The sequence below is a fragment of the Sphingosinicella sp. genome (genome assembly GCF_041916975.1).
Classification (GTDB): Bacteria; Pseudomonadota; Alphaproteobacteria; order Sphingomonadales; family Sphingomonadaceae; genus Sphingosinicella.
Genome location: NZ_JAYRYK010000001.1, coordinates 998339 through 1015138 on the forward strand (window position 1 = coordinate 998339; position 16800 = coordinate 1015138).

General features: G+C 65.6%; 21 protein-coding genes. 13 read left to right on the plus strand and 8 right to left on the minus strand.

The features are described from left to right. Position 1 precedes the first annotated feature (1 nt). The 3 genes from ACE3TJ_RS04625 to pnuC are packed head-to-tail and all read right to left on the minus strand — an operon-like array spanning position 2 to position 1781. Positions 2-691 carry an RluA family pseudouridine synthase gene (locus tag ACE3TJ_RS04625; protein ID WP_374594323.1) on the minus strand — a complete coding sequence of 230 codons (690 nt, stop codon included), beginning with the start codon at positions 689-691 and terminating at the stop codon, positions 2-4. Beyond that, positions 688-1224: an AAA family ATPase gene (locus ACE3TJ_RS04630; protein ID WP_374594325.1), complete on the minus strand. Its 537-nt coding sequence runs from the start codon at positions 1222-1224 to the stop codon at positions 688-690. Before ACE3TJ_RS04630 ends, ACE3TJ_RS04625 begins: the two co-directional genes overlap by 4 nt. Continuing rightward, entirely contained in the window at positions 1221-1781 is a 561-nt protein-coding gene (gene pnuC, locus ACE3TJ_RS04635; protein WP_374594327.1) for a nicotinamide riboside transporter PnuC, read from the minus strand. Before pnuC ends, ACE3TJ_RS04630 begins: the two co-directional genes overlap by 4 nt. A 139-nt stretch (positions 1782-1920) precedes the next feature. Here pnuC and rpoZ point away from each other — a divergent pair, with 139 nt between their 5' ends. Both rpoZ and ACE3TJ_RS04645 read left to right on the plus strand, forming a co-directional pair. Next, positions 1921-2262: a DNA-directed RNA polymerase subunit omega gene (gene rpoZ / locus ACE3TJ_RS04640; protein WP_374594329.1), complete on the plus strand. Its 342-nt coding sequence runs from the start codon at positions 1921-1923 to the stop codon at positions 2260-2262. Positions 2263-2394: 132 nt separating this feature from the next. Then, the gene (locus ACE3TJ_RS04645; RefSeq protein WP_374594331.1) at positions 2395-3189 is read left to right on the plus strand and encodes a class III extradiol ring-cleavage dioxygenase; all 795 of its coding nucleotides are present in this window, start codon (positions 2395-2397) and stop codon (positions 3187-3189) included. A 23-nt stretch (positions 3190-3212) separates the two neighbouring features. Here the strand turns inward: ACE3TJ_RS04645 and ACE3TJ_RS04650 are convergent, their stop codons facing one another. After that, a complete protein-coding gene (locus ACE3TJ_RS04650) occupies positions 3213-5162 on the minus strand; it encodes an alpha/beta hydrolase family protein (RefSeq protein ID WP_374594333.1) in 1950 nt (649 codons plus the stop codon). Positions 5163-5363: 201 nt separating this feature from the next. On the opposite strand from ACE3TJ_RS04650, the gene ACE3TJ_RS04655 reads away from it, so the two are divergent. The 6 genes from ACE3TJ_RS04655 to ACE3TJ_RS04680 all read left to right on the plus strand — a co-directional run bounded on the left by ACE3TJ_RS04655 (position 5364) and on the right by ACE3TJ_RS04680 (position 10535). Then, a complete protein-coding gene (locus ACE3TJ_RS04655; protein WP_374594335.1) occupies positions 5364-7469 on the plus strand; it encodes a bifunctional (p)ppGpp synthetase/guanosine-3',5'-bis(diphosphate) 3'-pyrophosphohydrolase in 2106 nt (701 codons plus the stop codon). Beyond that, the gene (gene pyrE / locus ACE3TJ_RS04660) at positions 7466-8050 is read left to right on the plus strand and encodes an orotate phosphoribosyltransferase (RefSeq protein WP_374594337.1); all 585 of its coding nucleotides are present in this window, start codon (positions 7466-7468) and stop codon (positions 8048-8050) included. The genes ACE3TJ_RS04655 and pyrE overlap by 4 nt, the downstream gene beginning before the upstream one ends. After that, positions 8047-8796 (plus strand): pyridoxine 5'-phosphate synthase, encoded by a 750-nt coding sequence (locus ACE3TJ_RS04665; protein WP_374594339.1) that lies wholly within the window; start codon positions 8047-8049, stop codon positions 8794-8796. Before pyrE ends, ACE3TJ_RS04665 begins: the two co-directional genes overlap by 4 nt. A 2-nt stretch (positions 8797-8798) precedes the next feature. Further along, positions 8799-9206, plus strand: coding sequence for a holo-ACP synthase (gene acpS / locus ACE3TJ_RS04670; RefSeq protein WP_374599311.1), 408 nt, complete (start codon positions 8799-8801; stop codon positions 9204-9206). After that, a complete protein-coding gene (gene lepB, locus ACE3TJ_RS04675) occupies positions 9203-10024 on the plus strand; it encodes a signal peptidase I (RefSeq protein ID WP_374594341.1) in 822 nt (273 codons plus the stop codon). Before acpS ends, lepB begins: the two co-directional genes overlap by 4 nt. Positions 10025-10175: 151 nt before the next feature. Further along, the gene (locus ACE3TJ_RS04680; RefSeq protein WP_374594343.1) at positions 10176-10535 is read left to right on the plus strand and encodes an endonuclease domain-containing protein; all 360 of its coding nucleotides are present in this window, start codon (positions 10176-10178) and stop codon (positions 10533-10535) included. Positions 10536-10583: 48 nt separating this feature from the next. On the opposite strand, the gene ACE3TJ_RS04685 is transcribed toward ACE3TJ_RS04680, so the two are convergent. Both ACE3TJ_RS04685 and rpsU read right to left on the minus strand, forming a co-directional pair. Continuing rightward, positions 10584-11075: an FKBP-type peptidyl-prolyl cis-trans isomerase gene (locus ACE3TJ_RS04685; RefSeq protein ID WP_374594345.1), complete on the minus strand. Its 492-nt coding sequence runs from the start codon at positions 11073-11075 to the stop codon at positions 10584-10586. Positions 11076-11139: 64 nt separating this feature from the next. Further along, entirely contained in the window at positions 11140-11346 is a 207-nt protein-coding gene (gene rpsU / locus ACE3TJ_RS04690; protein ID WP_004208618.1) for a 30S ribosomal protein S21, read from the minus strand. A 180-nt stretch (positions 11347-11526) separates the two neighbouring features. On the opposite strand from rpsU, the gene ACE3TJ_RS04695 reads away from it, so the two are divergent. The 4 genes from ACE3TJ_RS04695 (at position 11527) to ssb (ending at position 14916) form a co-directional block, all read left to right on the plus strand. Beyond that, on the plus strand, positions 11527-12195 hold the full coding sequence (locus tag ACE3TJ_RS04695; RefSeq protein WP_374594347.1) for a COQ9 family protein: 669 nt from the start codon (positions 11527-11529) through the stop codon (positions 12193-12195). 73 nt (positions 12196-12268) lie between these two features. Then, positions 12269-12535, plus strand: coding sequence for a ferrous iron transport protein A (locus ACE3TJ_RS04700; protein ID WP_374599313.1), 267 nt, complete (start codon positions 12269-12271; stop codon positions 12533-12535). Beyond that, the gene (locus ACE3TJ_RS04705) at positions 12532-14385 is read left to right on the plus strand and encodes a ferrous iron transporter B (protein WP_374594349.1); all 1854 of its coding nucleotides are present in this window, start codon (positions 12532-12534) and stop codon (positions 14383-14385) included. The genes ACE3TJ_RS04700 and ACE3TJ_RS04705 overlap by 4 nt, the downstream gene beginning before the upstream one ends. A 21-nt stretch (positions 14386-14406) precedes the next feature. Then, the gene (ssb, locus tag ACE3TJ_RS04710) at positions 14407-14916 is read left to right on the plus strand and encodes a single-stranded DNA-binding protein (protein WP_374594352.1); all 510 of its coding nucleotides are present in this window, start codon (positions 14407-14409) and stop codon (positions 14914-14916) included. A gap of 231 nt (positions 14917-15147) precedes the next feature. Here the strand turns inward: ssb and ACE3TJ_RS04715 are convergent, their stop codons facing one another. Then, entirely contained in the window at positions 15148-15675 is a 528-nt protein-coding gene (locus ACE3TJ_RS04715; RefSeq protein ID WP_374594354.1) for a DUF177 domain-containing protein, read from the minus strand. Further along, positions 15672-16187: a ubiquinol-cytochrome C chaperone family protein gene (locus ACE3TJ_RS04720; RefSeq protein ID WP_374594356.1), complete on the minus strand. Its 516-nt coding sequence runs from the start codon at positions 16185-16187 to the stop codon at positions 15672-15674. Before ACE3TJ_RS04720 ends, ACE3TJ_RS04715 begins: the two co-directional genes overlap by 4 nt. Positions 16188-16323: 136 nt before the next feature. Here ACE3TJ_RS04720 and ACE3TJ_RS04725 point away from each other — a divergent pair, with 136 nt between their 5' ends. Continuing rightward, on the plus strand, positions 16324-16782 hold the full coding sequence (locus tag ACE3TJ_RS04725) for an outer membrane protein assembly factor BamE (RefSeq protein WP_374594358.1): 459 nt from the start codon (positions 16324-16326) through the stop codon (positions 16780-16782). Positions 16783-16800: the final 18 nt, after the last annotated feature.

Genomic DNA, 16800 nt, shown 5'->3' on the forward strand with positions numbered 1-16800 from the left:
GTCACGCGGAAGGGGTCGCCCGAAAGGGCGGCCCCTTCTCATTTATAGTCGCCTCACGTGCCCACAGCGGCCAGCTTTCGGGCAGCGGCGCGCTGACGGAGACGGGCGCTTCATCACGGTAGGGGATGACGAGGCCCGCCGAATGCAGCCGCATCGGGCCCTTCCCATCCCCATAAACCGGATCGCCCGCGATCGGCGCGAGCGCATGTGCGGCGTGGACGCGGATCTGGTGGGTACGGCCGGTTTCAGGGAAGAAAGCGATGAGCGCCTGCCCTTCGTGCGCAGCGAGCAGGCGCCAGCGCGTGGCGGCAGGCTTGCCGGCCGGATCGATGACCATGCGCCAGCCCGCCTCCGCGCTCGAAACCTTGGCGAGCGGTGCGTCGATACGGCCTTCGCTCTGCTCCGGCACCCCATCCAGAAGCGCAAAATAGGTCTTGGTGATGCGCCCGTCGGTGAAAAGCTGACCGAGGCGCTTCGCGGCCTTTGGATGCCGTGCGAGCACAAGACAGCCGGAGGTGTCGCGGTCCAGCCGATGCGCGGGTTGCGGCAGGCGATGGAAGCCGAAGGTGAGTTCGCGGAGGCGTTCCTCCAGACTGTGCGGTGTCTTCGGCCCCGGATGCACGGCAAGCCCCGCCGGCTTGTCGATCACCAGCATGTGCGCATCGATGTGAAGGACGGGCAGCGCCGTCATGCGATCCCGGCGGAGGCGATCGCCGCGACCGCCGCGGCGAACCGCTGCTCGGCGTCGCCGGAAACAAGCACCCACGGCACCGAGCGCCGTTCCAGCTCCTCTCGCGACAGGTCCATGAAGCGCGCACGCGCCTGCGGCGTGCGATGCAGCCGGACGCCGTCGTCCACCCACGGGATATCGTCCGCCATCAGCAGGTAAAGATCGCCGACATCTGTGAACGCATCGAGCGCCGACAGGCGGTGCCCGAGCCCCATCATCGCCCACGCCGCGGTCATCAGCGGATCGGTATCCGAGACGACGAGGCGCGCACCTTGCGCCGCCGCATCGTCCCGCGCGGCCTCCGTGAGCGCGACATGACCGTGCATGATAGAAACGAGATCGTCGGCATCAGTTTCGCTGCCACGCACCTCGCAGTAAAGACGCCCGTATTCGGGTATCAGCCGCGTGCCATAGTGCGCCGCAAGCCGGGCGCCGAGCGTCGACTTCCCCGTGCTTTCGGGGCCGTGGAGAACGACATTCGCGGGCCGCTTCATGCCGCCACCGCCGCGGCGCGGCGCCACTGGAAGAGCCCGGCGAAGGCGAGGCCGAGGAACACGGTATAAAGTGCCGACGTGACGGGAAGATCGCGCCACCAGAACAGCCCGATCGCGAGCATGTTGACGACGATCCAGTAAATCCAGTTCTCCACGAAGCGCCGTACCATGAGGATCTGGCCGGCCACGCTGAGGCAGGCGACCGCGCCATCGACATAGGGCGCGGCGGCATCCGTGAAACGGTGCATCACGCTCGACCACAGGAACCAGAGGACCGCCGTGACCGCAATCACGACGGCATTGCCGCGAAGCCCCATCCAGCGCACGGGAACGGCATCGCGCTGCTGCACGCGACGCCAGCTGATCCAGCCGTAGATATTGAGAACAAGGAAGAAAATCTGCAGCAGCGCATCGCTGTAAAGCTGCGCCTCGTAGAATACCACTCCGTACAGGCTGACCATCGCGATGCCGAACGGATAGTTCCAAACGCTGCGCCGGACGACGAGCGCGACATTGGCAAGGCCGAGCAGGGCAGCGATGATTTCGACGGCGGACATCCGCCTCCCGCATAGCATTCGCCGCGCCCCGTGCAATGCGCCGAAACGTCTGGATCGGGGCTTTTCCTTGACTCCTGTTGCGCGCACGCCTACATCGCGGCCCTTACGAATTTCCCGATTTTTTGCTGGAGTTTGCCCGATGGCGCGCGTCACCGTCGAAGATTGCGTAGACAAGGTTCCCAACCGCTTCGAACTCGTGCTGCTCGCAGGCCAGCGCGCGCGCCAGATTTCGAGCGGCGCAGAGCTAACCCTCGATCGCGACCGCGACAAGAATCCGGTCGTCGCGCTGCGCGAGATCGCCGAAGAAACCGTGAAGCCGGTGCAGCTGAACGAGGCGCTGGTTTCGGGTATGCAGCGCGTGATCGTGGACGACGAAGACACGGTGGACGAGATCGGCAGCCTCGCCGAGAGCGCCGAAGCACTGCGTCTCACCGCCGCCGCGCCGCCCAAGCCGACGCCGATCGTTCCCGACTACGACTGATCGGGACGAAGCAGTGAACTGAAACGGCGGGGCCTTCCCCGCCGTTTTCGTTTGTGCGCGTTGCCGTGCGCGCAACGCGGGATTGCGAAATCAGCGCTTTGCAAAGCGCTGACCGCGCCCCACATCGTGTTCATGCAACACAGCAGGCAGCCCGCATTGTTCATCCCGCACGGCGGCGGCCCGTGCTTCTTCATGGACGACCCGCGCGGAATCTGGCGCGGCATGGCGGCGTATCTCCTGAGCATCGCGGCAACCCTGCCCGCACGGCCCCGTGCGATCCTCGTCGTTTCCGGCCATTGGGAAACGGAAGGCTTTGCCTTCACCGGGGCGGAACGCCCGGCGCTGGTCTACGACTATTACAACTTCCCGCCGCACACCTACGAACTGCGCTACGACGCACCCGGCGACCCCGCACTCGCGGCGCGTGCCTCGGCGCTTTTACGCGGTGCCGGACTGCCGGCGACGATCGACGCGGAGCGCGGCCTCGATCACGGCGTCTTCATTCCGCTGAAGGTCGCCTTTCCCGACGCGGCGATACCGGTCGTCGAAATGTCGGTCGATCTCAGCCTCGATCCCGCGCTTCACCTCGTGGCGGGCCGCGCGCTCGCACCCTTGCGCGATGAGGGCGTGCTCATCGTCGGCTCGGGCATGAGCTTCCACAACATGCGCGGCTACGGCGACCCCCGCTTCACCGCGCCTTCTGATGCGTTCGACGCCTGGCTGACCAAGGCCGTGGAAGCGGATGCGGAAACCCGCGCCGCAGAGCTCGGCCACTGGGAAGACGCCCCCGCCGCCCGCGCCAGCCACCCGCGCGAGGAGCATCTGATCCCGCTGATGGTCGCCGCCGGCACCTCGGATACGCCAGGCCAGAGCGACTACCGCGAGCATGTTCTCGAAACGGTGATCTCGGGCTTCCGCTTTAACTGAGCCCTTCGCCGCGAGCGGGGAGTTTAGGGGGCTGCGGGATTGTGCTTTTCGACAAAGGCCAGCGCAGCCTTCAGCATGGCCAGCCGCGTCTCGCTTCTCGAGAGCCAGTGGTCCTCACCCTTCAGCGTTACGAGTTGCACAGGCTTCCCCGCCTTCCGCAACGCGCGGTCCATCGCCGCGCTCTGTTCGTGGAGAACCACGGTGTCGTCCTTGCCGTGCACGAGCAGGACCGGCGCGTCCGCTTGCTCTGCAAGGCGTAGCGGTGACACGACATCGAGATCACGCCCGAAGCCGATCTCAGCCTTCAGCGAGCGGATCAGCGTCTTGTTGAACCCGCTTTCCCGCGCCTCGGTCGTATACAGGCGCTTCACGTCGCTGACGCCCGCGACGGAGACGGCACAGCGATAGAGCCCCTGCTGGAGCGTGACACCCGCGAGCGCCGCATAGCCACCGTAGCTTGCACCCATGATGCACGCGCGTTTCCGGTCGACGACCCCTTGCCGCACAAGTTCGGCAAGCCCATCCGAAATGTCGGTCTGCATCTTGCGACCCCATTCGCCGTACCCCGCCCGCTCAAAGTCCACTCCAAGGCCGGTCGAGCCCCGAAAATTCGGCTGGAACACCGCGTATCCGCGGGAGGCGAATGCCTGCGCCCACCAGTCGAACACCGGGTAGTCGCGTGAGGCGGGGCCGCCATGCGGAAGCACAACCACCGGCAGGGCCTTCGCCTCGCGGTGCGGCGGCAGCGTGAGAACACCCGCCATCTCGAGCCCGTCTCCCGCCTTGTAGGACACCATTCGTACGGGCCCGACATCCGCGGGTTTGACCGTGTAGGAAACGCCGAGCACTTTCGCTGAGCGGGCCTTGATGTCGACGATCCACCATGTCGGCGGTTCGCCGGTTGCCTCCGTGCGCACGATCAGACGATCGAAGGCGTCGTTCCAGTCGATGAGATCGACGCGCTTGCCGGAAAAGGCCTTACGCGTCGCTTCCATCACCTTTTCGCGCTGGGCGTCGTGGAAGCGCACCACCGGCACGTCGCCTTCGACGACATGCCCGATAATCCTGCGCGTACGCCTGTCGGTGAGCCGCCATCGCGCCTCCTCGCCAAACGTAATTTCCTTGCCCTGCCCGCCCACCAAGGGCTGCTCGATCCAGCGCGGATCACCTGTTTCGTCATCGACGATCCCGTAAACGAGTGTGCCGGGCGTACTGCCAAGGCCGACAAGGCTGACGTCGCCGAAAGGCGCCCGACCGGAAACGATCGTGCGATTGTCCGGCGCCTTGATCTGCCAATCCCCCTGCCGCGAGGAGAAATCCAGCGTCGCGGCTACAGCCCCGGTCTCATCAAGCAACCAGCGCCGGTGGATTTCCTGACTGTCCAGACGGCGCGCAATCCGGCTGTATTTGCCGGTTTCGAGATCGACTTCGTAGAGTTCCGGCGCCGTATTTCCGAGGCGAAGCCCATCCCTTGAATTGCCCTCAAGCGTGATGCCGCCGAAATAGCCGTACCAGCGGCCCTGCTTTTCGATCGCCCCGTAATAGCCGCGAACCCCGCCGGTGATCTCCCTGGTTTTCTGAAAAATGTTCCAGACAGCGCCGCCGCTCAGCGACACGACCGTGATCGAGGAGAGCTCGGCCTGCGCCGCCGTGAAATCCGGCCCCAGATCAACCGTATGGCTCGTTTTCAGCAGGAGCCGATCTTCCCCGGCCCAATACACATCGCGCAGCTTGTTATCGCCCAAGGGCACCGCGAGCAGGAGCTGGTTGTTCCTGTCGACAACCATCAGCCTGCGCGCGTCGGCGGCAACGCCGACAACTGCGATGCGTTCGCCGGAACCGGAAATCGCAGCCATCTCGAAGCCGGGCAATTGCCCGTAGACCTCCACAGGTGGCGGAGCCGCGACGGCGAACCGTGCCGCGAATAAAGACAGGAAAATCGCCAGCGTTACTTTTGAGAAATGAAATCGCATTTCTCTGCTTCCCCCAAACGCACACTGTTTCACACAAAAGGACAGAGAACACCGCGAACTCAAGAACTGAAAGTCAGAAACATTCTGGACAGCGCGCACTTGCCGATGAAAACGCCAGCGGCATAAAACAATCAACTCTCCCCTTGCCCCGCACTGCCCCATGCCCCCAAATAGTGACGGGAGGATGAAAGAAAGGCACGTGTGCTCAGACAGTTCGAACTTGTCGAGAAGGTAAAGGCCTACGATCCGGGCGCGGACGAGGATTTGCTGAACCGTGCCTATGTGTTTTCGGTGAAGGCGCACGGCAGCCAGCTGCGCGCGAGCGGCGACCCGTATTTCTCGCACCCCATCGAGGTGGCGGGCATCCTTACCGACCTGAAGCTCGACGACGAGACGATCGCCACCGCCATTCTGCACGATACGCTGGAGGATACCGTCGCGACGCCGGAAGAGGTCGAGGCGCTGTTCGGCAAGAACGTCGCGCGGCTGGTGGACGGCGTTACCAAGCTGTCGCGCATCGAGGCGCAGACCGAGAGCGAGAGGGCCGCCGAGAATTTCCGCAAGTTCCTGCTCGCGATGTCGGACGATATTCGCGTGCTGCTGGTGAAGCTCGCCGACCGGCTGCACAACATGCGGACGCTGCACTTCATCAAGGATCCCGAGAAGCGCAAGCGCATCGCCCGCGAAACCATGGACATCTACGCGCCGCTCGCCGAGCGGATCGGCATGTACGAGTTCATGGACGAGATGAAGCAGGTGTCGTTCCGCGAGCTGGAACCCGAAGCCTATCAGTCGATCACCACGCGGCTGGAGCGCCTGCGCGCGGCGGGCGGCGATCAGCTGACACGGATCAGCGCCGAGATCACGGACGTGCTCGGCAGTCACGGCGTCGATGCCGATGTGGCGGGGCGCGAGAAGCGGCCGTTTTCGATCTGGCGCAAGATGCAGGAACGGCACATCCCGTTCGAGCAGCTTTCGGACGTGATCGCGTTCCGCGTGATCGTGAACAGGCCAGACGACTGCTACCGTGCGCTCGGCGTTATCCACCAGCGCTGGCCGATGGTGCCGGGGCGATTCAAGGATTTCATCTCGACGCCGAAGCGCAACGGCTACCGTTCGCTGCACACTACGATCATCCACGGCGAACAGATGCGCGTGGAGATCCAGATTCGCACGCGCGCCATGCACGAACAGGCGGAAATGGGCCTCGCCGCGCACTGGGCCTACAAGCAGGACGAGAACGCGCGCGCCTCCGAACGCTACCCGTGGCTATCCGATCTGCTTGAAATCCTCGACCAGGCGGGAAGCCCCGAGGAGCTGATGGAGAACGCCAAGCTTGGCCTCTATCAGGACCAGGTGTTCTGCTTCACCCCCAAGGGCGAACTGATCCAGCTGCCGCGCGGCGCGACGCCAGTGGATTTCGCCTACGCTGTCCATTCCAAGATCGGCGAGACGACCGTGGGCGCCAAGGTCAACGGGCGCGTCGTGCCGCTGCGCACCACGCTTGCGAACGGTGATCAGGTGGAAATCCTGCGCTCCGCCCGCCAGCAGCCGGACGCGACATGGGAGAGCTTCGTGGTGACCGCGAAGGCGCGCGCCGCGATCCGCCGCTTCATCCGCCACAAGGAGCATGAGGAGCAGGCCGCGCTCGGCGAACGCCTGCTCGCGGACATCATCAAGCGGCTCGACGTGAAGCTGAACGATACGGCGATCAAGGACGCGCTCGGGCGCCTTGGCCTGCAGGACCGCGACGACCTCGTGATGGGCCTCGCAGCGCACCGGATCGAGGACGACGCCGTGATCGATGCGCTGCTGCCGGGACGCATCCTCAACGCACGCGCCAAGCGGCGGGCGAAGCGCAACCCGAAGGCGAAGCTTTCGATCAAGGGACTGACTCCGGGCGTCTCCGTGCACCTCGCGCAGTGCTGCAGCCCGATTCCCGGCGACCGCATCATCGGCATCCGCCGCCAGAGCGGCAGCATCGACGTGCACACGATCGACTGCTCGACGCTGGCCGACGCGGACGGACGCGAATGGCTCGATCTCGGCTGGGGCGACGACAACGACGGCGCGGTCGTGCGGCTTTCGGCGGTGCTGCGCAACGAGACGGGCAGCCTCGCCACGATGACCGGCGTGCTCGCGAAGCAGGGCGCCAACATCGTGAACATGCGCACGCACCACCGTGACCGTGATTTCCACACCTTCGTCGTCGACGTCGAGGTGGACAATCTGGCGCATCTCACGAATATCATCGGTGCGTTAAGGGCGACCGACGCCGTGACATCCGTGGAGCGCATGAAGGCATGACAGACGAAGAGGTTCTTGGGGAATTCCGTGCCGCCGAAGCCCTGCTGGAAGGACATTTCATCCTGTCCTCCGGCCTGCGCTCGCCGAAGTACCTGCAATGCGCACGCGTGCTGATGGACCCGGCGCGTGCCGAGCGTCTGGCGAAGGCGCTGGCTGCGAAGATTCCGGCGGAGCTGCGCGGGCAGATCGAGGCGGTGGTGGCGCCCGCGATGGGCGGGCTCATCGTCGGTTACGAGGTCGCACGCGCGCTCGGCGTCGAATCGATGTTCGTGGAACGCCCCTCGGGAACCTTCGAACTTCGCCGCGGTTTCCGGCTGGAACCGGGCACGAAGGTGCTGATGATGGAAGACGTGGTGACGACCGGGCTCTCCTCGCGCGAGGCGATCGCGGCGATCGAAGCGGCGGGCGGCGAGGTGATCGCGGGCGGCTGCCTCGTGGACCGCTCAAACGGCACCGCCGACATCGGCGTGCCGCTCTACGCGCTGATCCGGCTCGACGTTCCCACCTACAGCGCGGACAGGCTGCCGCAGGACCTTGCCGCGCTGCCCGCGGTGAAGCCGGGATCGAGGGCCGCCGCGTGAGCAAACTGCGCCTTGGCGTGAACATCGATCACGTTGCCACGATCCGCAACGCGCGCGGCGGCGTGCATCCCGATCCCGTGAAGGCGGCGCTGATCGCAGCGGCTGCGGGCGCGGACGGCATCACCGCGCACCTCCGCGAAGACCGGCGCCACATCAGCGACGACGACATCGCACGGCTTTCAAACGAGATCGACCTGCCGCTCAACCTCGAAATGGCGGCGACCGAGGAGATGCTGGACATCGCGCTGCGCCATGCGCCGCACGCCGTGTGCATCGTGCCCGAGCGGCGCGAGGAGCGCACGACCGAGGGCGGGCTCGACGTCGTCGGCAACCAGCCGAACCTGCGCACGTTCGTGGAGCGGCTTTCGGCGCGCGGTTGCCGTGTCAGCCTGTTCATCGAAGCCGATCCCGAGCAGATCGAGGCTTCGGCGGCGATCGGTGCCGCCGTCGTCGAACTGCACACCGGCCGCTACGCGCTGACCGAAGGCATTTCGCGCGACGAGGAACTGGAGCGGCTGACCGCGGGCGCGGCGCTTGCGGCAAAACGCGGCCTCGAGGTTCATGCCGGGCACGGGCTTCGCTTCGATAACGTGGCGGCGATCGCCGCGATTCCCGAGGTCGCCGAACTCAACATCGGGCATTTCCTTGTCGGTGAGGCCGTGTTCATCGGCCTCGATGCCGCGATCCGCGAGATGCGGCGGCTGATGGACGAAGCGCGCGCCACGCCCACCGCCGCGGGAGCCTGATCCTGCCCCACGTCGTCGGCCTCGGCTCTGACCTCTGCAACATCGAGCGTATCCAATCGAGCCTCGACCGGTTCGGCGCGCGCTTCATCAACCGCGTGTTCACCGAGATCGAGATCGCGCGGTCCGAACGCCGCGTGCTGACGCGCGCAGCCTCCTACGCCAAGCGCTTCGCGGCAAAAGAGGCCTGCTCGAAGGCGCTCGGAACCGGGTTCCGGCGCGGCGTGTTCATGCGGGACATGGGCGTCATCAACCTCCCCTCCGGCCAGCCGACGCTGGCGCTGACCGGTGGCGCAGCACTGCGGCTCGCCGAGATCACGCCCGATGGCCACACGCTCGACATCCACCTGACACTGACCGACGACTACCCGTGGGCGCAGGCGATGGTGCTGATCACAGCGCGGCCGCTATGAGCGGCAAGAAGCCCGGCATCGACTGGAAGAAGGAACTGCGTTACGCGGCGCTGCTCGGCGTCGCGGTGATGGGCATCTGGTCGTTCGTCGCCAAGCCCTTCTACATTCCATCGGAATCGATGGTGCCGACGTTGCTGGTGGGCGACCGGCTCGTCGTCACCAAATATCCCTACGGCTTTTCATACCTGTCGCCGTTCCTGCCCGTGCTGCCGAAGATGGAAGGACGCGCGTTCGGCAAGATGCCGGAGCGGGGCGACATCGTCGTGGTGAAGTCACCGAGCGACCACAAGGACTGGATCAAGCGCGTGATCGGCCTTCCGGGCGACACGGTGCAGATGCAGGGCGGCGTGCTCTACCTCAACAACACCGCCGTGCCGAAACGCCCCGCCGCGCCGACGATGATCCCGGAAACCGACAACATGCCCTGCGCGCGGCCGGAGTTCCGCGTGGTCGAGGCCAATGGGACACGCTTCTGTCGCTATCCGCGCTTCATCGAGACACTGCCCGGAACGCAGGGAACCGGGCGCAGCTATGCCGTGCTCGACCTTCTGTTCAGCTACGCCGACGACACGCCGCCGGTGCTCGTGCCGCAGGGCCACGTGTTCCTGATGGGCGACAACCGCGACCGCTCCGCCGACAGCCGCTTCTCGCCTGAGGAAGGCGGGCTCGGCCTGCTGCCGATCGAGAACGTGATCGGCCGCGCCGAATTCACGACCTTCTCGCTCGACGGCAGCCAGCGCTTCTGGAACCCCGTGAGCTGGTTCACCGCACTGCGCGGGGAGCGGGCCTGGGTGTCGCTGCGGGACGGGGACGAGTAGCGGCGGCGCAGGCCACCCTCACCAACTTCGCCTATGGCCTGCGGCCAAGGCTTCGTATCCTCTCCCATCAAGGGAGAGGTTGGTCTGTATCCCCTCTCCCTTGATGGGAGAAGGAGGGGCCCGCCGCGAAGCGGTGGGAGGGTGAGGGTGGGTGAAACGCTATCCAACGGCAGCAGCAATTCCGCGTGCACGACGATTGCGGCGCGATGCGACCGTGTTCGAGCGGATACTTTGGGCCGCACTCCGGGAGCGGCTGCCGGGATTGAAGTTTCGCAGGCAGGTACCGTTCGGCCCCTACATCGCCGATTTCGCAAGCCATCGGGCACGGCTGATTATCGAACTCGACGGCGACGGACACGCGTTCCAGATCGAAGCGGACGCCGAGCGGAGCCGGTTTCTGGAAAGCGAAGGTTATCGGGTGCTGCGGTTCTGGAACGCAGAGGTTTTGGATAATCTCGATGGGGTCATCGACACGATCAGCGCTGCTGCCACCCTCACCGACTGCGACTAGCCGGTTTCACCGGCAAGTCTCGTTTCCTCTCCCATCAAGGGAGAGGATTTATTGCGGCGGCATACCCTGTTCGAGGGCTTCGCGCGGGGCGATTTCCAGGAGTTCGACGTCGAATTCCAGCGTCGCGTTCGGCGGGATGACGCCGCCTGCGCCTTCCGCGCCGTAGGCAAGCTGCGGCGGGATGCGGAAGCGGTACTTGGAGCCCTTCGACATGAGCTGGATGCCTTCCTGCCAGCCGGGGATCACGGCGTTCACCGGAAAGGCTGCGGGCTGGCCGCGGTCGTAGCTCGAATCGAACTTGGTGCCGTTGGCCAGACGGCCTTCATAGTGGACGAGCACCACGTCGTCAGCGGTCGGCTTCTGGCCGGCGGCCTCGCGGATCACCTCGTACATCAGGCCCGAAGCTGTCGTTTGCATATTGGCAGGCACCGCGAATTTCTGTGTTCCGGCCCATGCGAGCACGCCCATGCCGACGAGAAGAACCGCGATGAGCAGAACCCAACGGCCAAGGCCGCTACCGCGCGTCGCAACAGTCGCCATCAGCGCACACTCCAGACCTGAAACCTGAACGAGATCCGGCCCTCATTTTGGACCGGAGACCGGCTTAACGAACGCCGTCGCGCTCGGCGCGCTTGCGCTCCAGCTTACGGGCGCGGCGGACGGCGGCAGCCTTCTCGCGGGCACGCTTCTCGGAGGGCTTCTCGTAGTGACGGCGCAGCTTCATCTCGCGGTAGACACCTTCACGCTGCAGCTTCTTCTTGAGCGCACGAAGGGCCTGATCGACGTTGTTGTCGCGAACGATGATTTGCATTGCGGCCGTCTACTCCAATCCAGTTTTGCCGTTTGCCCGGCACAATAAAACGAGCCGCCAGAGGCAAGCCTTGGCGGAAAGAGCGCGCGATCTAGCAGATTCGGGCCAGTGCGGCAAGGGTCTGCGGGTAGCGCCCGAAGCAGGGCTGACGCCCCGGCACGGCTCGTGTATCACATCGCCATGACCGACACCATCGCGCCCGCTGACATGACGCTCGACGAGCTTCGCCCCGTGCTGGTGGAAGCTCTGCTGCCCAACGTGGCGTTCGACGGCTGGAGCGCGGCGGCGCTGGATGCCTCTGCCGCTGCGATCGGCATCCCGGCGGACCGGGCGCGGCTGGTGTTCCCGGGCGGCGCGACCGAGATGATCGATGCCTGGATCCTGAAAACGGACCACGACATGGCTGCGGAAATGGCGCGGCGCGGTGCGGCCGCGATGAAGATTCGCGACCGCATCACCACCGCGATCCGCATCCGCATCGATCAGGCGCGCCCGCACAAGGAGGCCGTGCGCCGTGCGTTCGCCGTGCTCGCACAGCCGCAGAACGCCGCGCTTTCGGCGCGTACGCTGTGGCGCAGCGCCGATGCCATGTGGCGCGCCGCAGGCGACACGGCGACCGACTTCAACCATTATACCAAGCGCCTCTCACTCGGCGGCGTCTATGCCGCGACCCTGCTCTACTGGCTGCAGGACGAGAGTGAGGACGATGCGGACACGTTCGCGTTCCTCGGCCGCCGCATCGACACGATCATGCAGGTGGAAAAGGCCAAGATGCGCTTCCGCGAGCAGGCCGGAAACCGCCCTCGCCTCTCCCGTTTCCTGGGCCGCCTGCGCTATCCTGCCGCGTAGGGCACGCTCGCCCTAGTCAAGCCACATTGAACATGATAATCGCTCGCAACAATACGAGCAGATCAGAGTGTTCATGCGGATCGAGGACCTCAAGACCGGGCAGACGGCCAGCGTCGTGAAGATCATGGAGACCGGCACGCACGCCCCCGAAGCGCTGCGCCTGCGGGAAATGGGCTTCGACGAAGGCGTCGAGATCGAAGTGCTGCACCGCGGTCTGATCGGCGGCTGCCCCATTGCTCTGCGTGTCGGCAACAACGTCATCGCGCTGCGCAAGGCCGCGACGCGGTTGCTGGAGGTCAGCACAATACCCGCCGGCATACAGGCCGAGGCTGCCGAATGAATGCAGTGACCGCCGCGCCGATGGTGGCGCTGGTCGGCAATCCCAACGCCGGCAAGACATCGCTGTTCAACGCGCTGACCGGCGCGCGGCAGAAGGTGGGCAATTATCCGGGCGTTACGGTGGAGCGGAAGGTCGGCTCGATGCAGCTTCCCGACGGCTCGCACGTCGAGATCGTCGACCTGCCCGGCACCTACAGCCTCAGCCCCCATTCGCCCGACGAGCAGGTGACGCGCGACGTTCTGATGGGCGAGCACGGCATCGAGCGGGCGCCCAACGCGATCATCTGCGTGGTAGATGCCACGAACCTGCGCAATCACCTGCGCTTCGTGCTCGAACTCGCGCGGCTCGGGCGGCCGATGGTCGTCGCGCTCAACATGATCGACCTTGCTGACCGCGACGGCACGAAGATCGATACCGCAAGACTCTCCCAGCTTCTCGGCCTGCCGGTCGTGCCCACGGTCGCGGTCCGACGGCGCGGGCTTGCCGATCTGGGGCAGGAAACGCTTTCGATGCTGATGCGCGAGGCGGTTCCGCCCGGGCCGGGCGCGGATATCCGCGCGCTTCAGCACGAGGCGCAGCGCATCGCACAGGCGGTGACGACACTGTCCGGCGGCGCGGGCGCCGCAACGCGGCGCATCGACAATGTCGCGCTCCATCCCGTGTTCGGACCCGTGATCCTGGCGGCGCTGCTGTTCATCATGTTCCAGGCGGTGTTCGCGTGGGCCGAAGCGCCGATGGCGTGGATCGAAGAGGGCATCGCCGCGCTTCAGGGACTTGCGACCGGCATGCTTCCCGAAGGCTGGTTCCGATCGATGATCGTGGACGGCGTTCTCGCGGGCGTCGGCGGCGTCGTGGTGTTCCTGCCGCAGATCCTGATCCTCTTCGCGTTCATCCTCGTGCTCGAACAATCGGGCTACATGACGCGCGCGGCGTTCCTGATGGACCGGCTGATGGCGTATGTCGGCCTCAACGGGCGCGCGTTCATCCCCCTCCTCTCGTCCTTCGCCTGCGCGATTCCGGGGATCATGGCGACGCGCAGCATCGACGATCCCAAGGACCGGCTGACCACCATCCTGATCGCACCGCTGATGACGTGCTCGGCACGGCTTCCCGTCTACGCCGTGATGATCGCCGCGTTCATCCCGGATCGGCAGGTCGGTTTTGCAAACCTGCAGGGCCTCGTGCTGTTCGGTCTCTACGTATTCGGCATCGTCGGCGCGATGGTGGCAGCGCTTGTGCTGCGGCGGACGGTGACGCGGGGTACGGGCAGCGGCTTCATGATGGAAATGCCGAAATACCAGTGGCCCATCCTGCGCGACCTCATCATCGGCCTGTGGCAGCGCGGCGTCGTTTTCATGAAGCGCGCGGGCGGCATCATCCTTGCCTCGACAATCCTGCTGTGGGCGTTCGCGAGCTATCCGGTGCCGCCGGAAGGCTCGGACGAATCGCCGATCGAATATTCGATTGCGGGACGCATCGGCAGCGCGCTCGAAGTTGTGTTCTCGCCGATCGGCTTCAACCACGAGATCAGCATGACGATGCTGCCGACGCTCGCCGCTCGCGAGGTTTCCGTGGCGGCGCTCGGCACGATCTACAGCCTGCAGACCGACGACGAGGATGCATTGCAGGAAAGCCTCGTCGACCGCCTGCGTTCGGCGTGGCCGCTGCCGACCGCGCTCGCCTTCCTCGTGTGGGTGGTGTTCGCCCCGCAGTGCATCTCGACGCTCGCGGTCGTGAAGCGCGAGACGAACGGGTGGAAGTGGCCGCTGTTCATGTTTGCGTACCTGTTCGCACTTGCTTATGTCATGGCCGGGATCACTTACTGGATCAGCCGGGCACTCATCGGCTGATTCCCACGACAAGGGAAAAGCATGGCGGGCAGCGTCAACAAGGTCATTCTGATCGGCAATCTCGGCGCAGACCCGGAAACGCGTACGATGGGCAGCGGCGGCAAGGTCGTGAACATGCGCATCGCCACCTCCGAGAACTGGACGGACAAAGCGAGCGGCGAACGCCGCGAGAAGACCGAGTGGCACACCGTCGTGATCTTCAACGAGAACCTCGCGCGGGTTGCCGAGCAGTATCTGCGCAAGGGCAGCAAGGTCTATGTCGAAGGCCAGCTCCAGACCCGCAAGTGGCAGGACCAGTCCGGACAGGATCGCTACACGACCGAGATCGTGTTGCAGCGCTTCCGCGGTGAACTGACGCTGCTCGACGGCCGCGGCGAAGGCGGTGGCGGCGGTGGCAACTATGGCGGCGGCGGATCCGGTGGTGGATCGGGGGGCGGCTTCGGTGGTGGAAGCGGCGGCGGTGGCGGCGGATCGCGCCAGGGCAGCCGGCCGAGCTTCGACGACGATCTCGACGACGACGTGCCGTTCTGATCGTCCGGCTGTCGGCACCGTTTACAGTTTGAAGGGGCGTCCGTTCGGACGCCCTTTTCATTAACTATCCAAGGGGTTGGCGGCGTTTAATGAAGCGGCGCACCACGCTTGCTGGCACGGCGTTTGCAAAGCAGAGGGCGTGGGCAACGGCTCTCGCCCACAACAGAGTTCCCAGTCTCTGATCTCAAGCAAGGCCGGGGAGCCAAAACTTCCCGGCCTTGCACTCCTTTTTCAGCTGTTGCGCTTCAGCGCCGCGAATGGATTTGCCTGCGCCTTTTCCGCAGCCTCGCGCTCCGCCGCCTCCTCCTCGCTCAGCAGACGCCGCCGCGCGGCGGCAAGCACTTCGGCATCCGCATGCGGGTATGGATCGAGCGCGAGACCGAAGGTCTGCGCAGCAACCTCGCCGAGGTCTATGCTTCGCCCCTCGATGGGCAGCACGTCGCAGTCCCCTTCGTGAAGTTCGATCTCCTCGCCCTGCCCGAGGTCGTGGAGGAACAACAGCTCGACAGGCTCATCGATCCGCGCCGGGACATCCTCGCCCGAAGTGACGCAGGCCTGCACGGCATCGCCCTCGACCCGGCCCGTCACACGCACGCCGCCGGGGGCGGGCGCCGCGGTCAGCGCCGCCTCCAGCCGATCCAGCGCGCGAAGATCGAACCGCGCGGCGAGCGCCGCACGCTCTTCCGCGTTTGCCGCAATCCGGCGTTCAACGCCCGCGCCGACCTCGTCGAGCGTGAGCAGCCTCACGAATTCGCTCATCCCAGAATCTCCGAAAGCGGCCGCGCGGTGCAGCGTGCCCATTCCTCGCGCACGCGCGCACCCAGCCAGTCCGGCGCGGCATCCTCACCGCGCAGCACGTTGCGGGCGAGCGCCGCGCTCAGCAAGGCGGGGTCGGCGTCTGGGCCAAGCGCCTCTCGATAGCTGCCGAGCCGGCCGCCGAGCGCCTGCATCGCGCGACCCATGTGCTTGCCGATCACCATGTCGCCGATGCCGATCTCGCGGAAGCTGCCGTCCATGTCCGCCGCGAAGCGCTCGACGAGCAGGCTGGAAAGCGCCCGCGCACGCGCATCGTCCGCATCGCGTTCGAGCCGCACGAGCAGCAGCGACAGCGCCAGCACGACCATGTCGAAACGGCCGTCGATGCTGTCGGGCACGCCGCCCTCGACGTACCAGTCCGGCCGGCGCGCCACCGCGACGATCTCGTCATAGAGTTCCGCCGCGCGCACCTCTCCATCGGTCCCGGCATTTCGCCTTTGCAGCCATTTCAGCATGGTTCAGTCTCGTTTCATCCCGTATGCGCTAGCGAAAGAGGCGCGGCTCCAGCTTGCGGGGCCGCGGCAACATGCATATTGAGTGGCGAGGCCGCGAGGTCAATGCGCGAGGCCTCGGCCAAGGTCAGGAGTGTTCATGTCGGTGAAACGGGTTGTCGGAACGCTTGCGATCGTTGTCGCACTCGGCGCGTGCACGCGGATCACCGACCGGCAGGGCTTCCTCGCCGATCAGGAGCTGATCGCCGCGATCTCGCCGGGCGTGGACAACCGCGCCTCGGTTGAAAAGACGCTGGGCCGCCCGACCTTCGTTTCCAAGTGGGACGAGAACAGCTGGTACTATCTCGCCCGCACGACGAGCCAGCTCGCCTTCCTGCCATCGAAGCCGACATCGCAGGACATGCTGAAGATCACCTTCGACAGCGCGGGCAACGTCACCGGCGTCAACCGCGACCAGACGCTCGCCCAGATCGTTCAGGTGATGCCGTCCGGCGACAAGACGCCGGTCTATGGCCGCGACTCGGGCTTCTTCGAAGACATCTTCGGCAACATCGGCGCAGTCGGCGCCGTGGCTCCCGGCCCGAGCCGAGACCAGTAAGCCGCTCTTCCCGTCCAA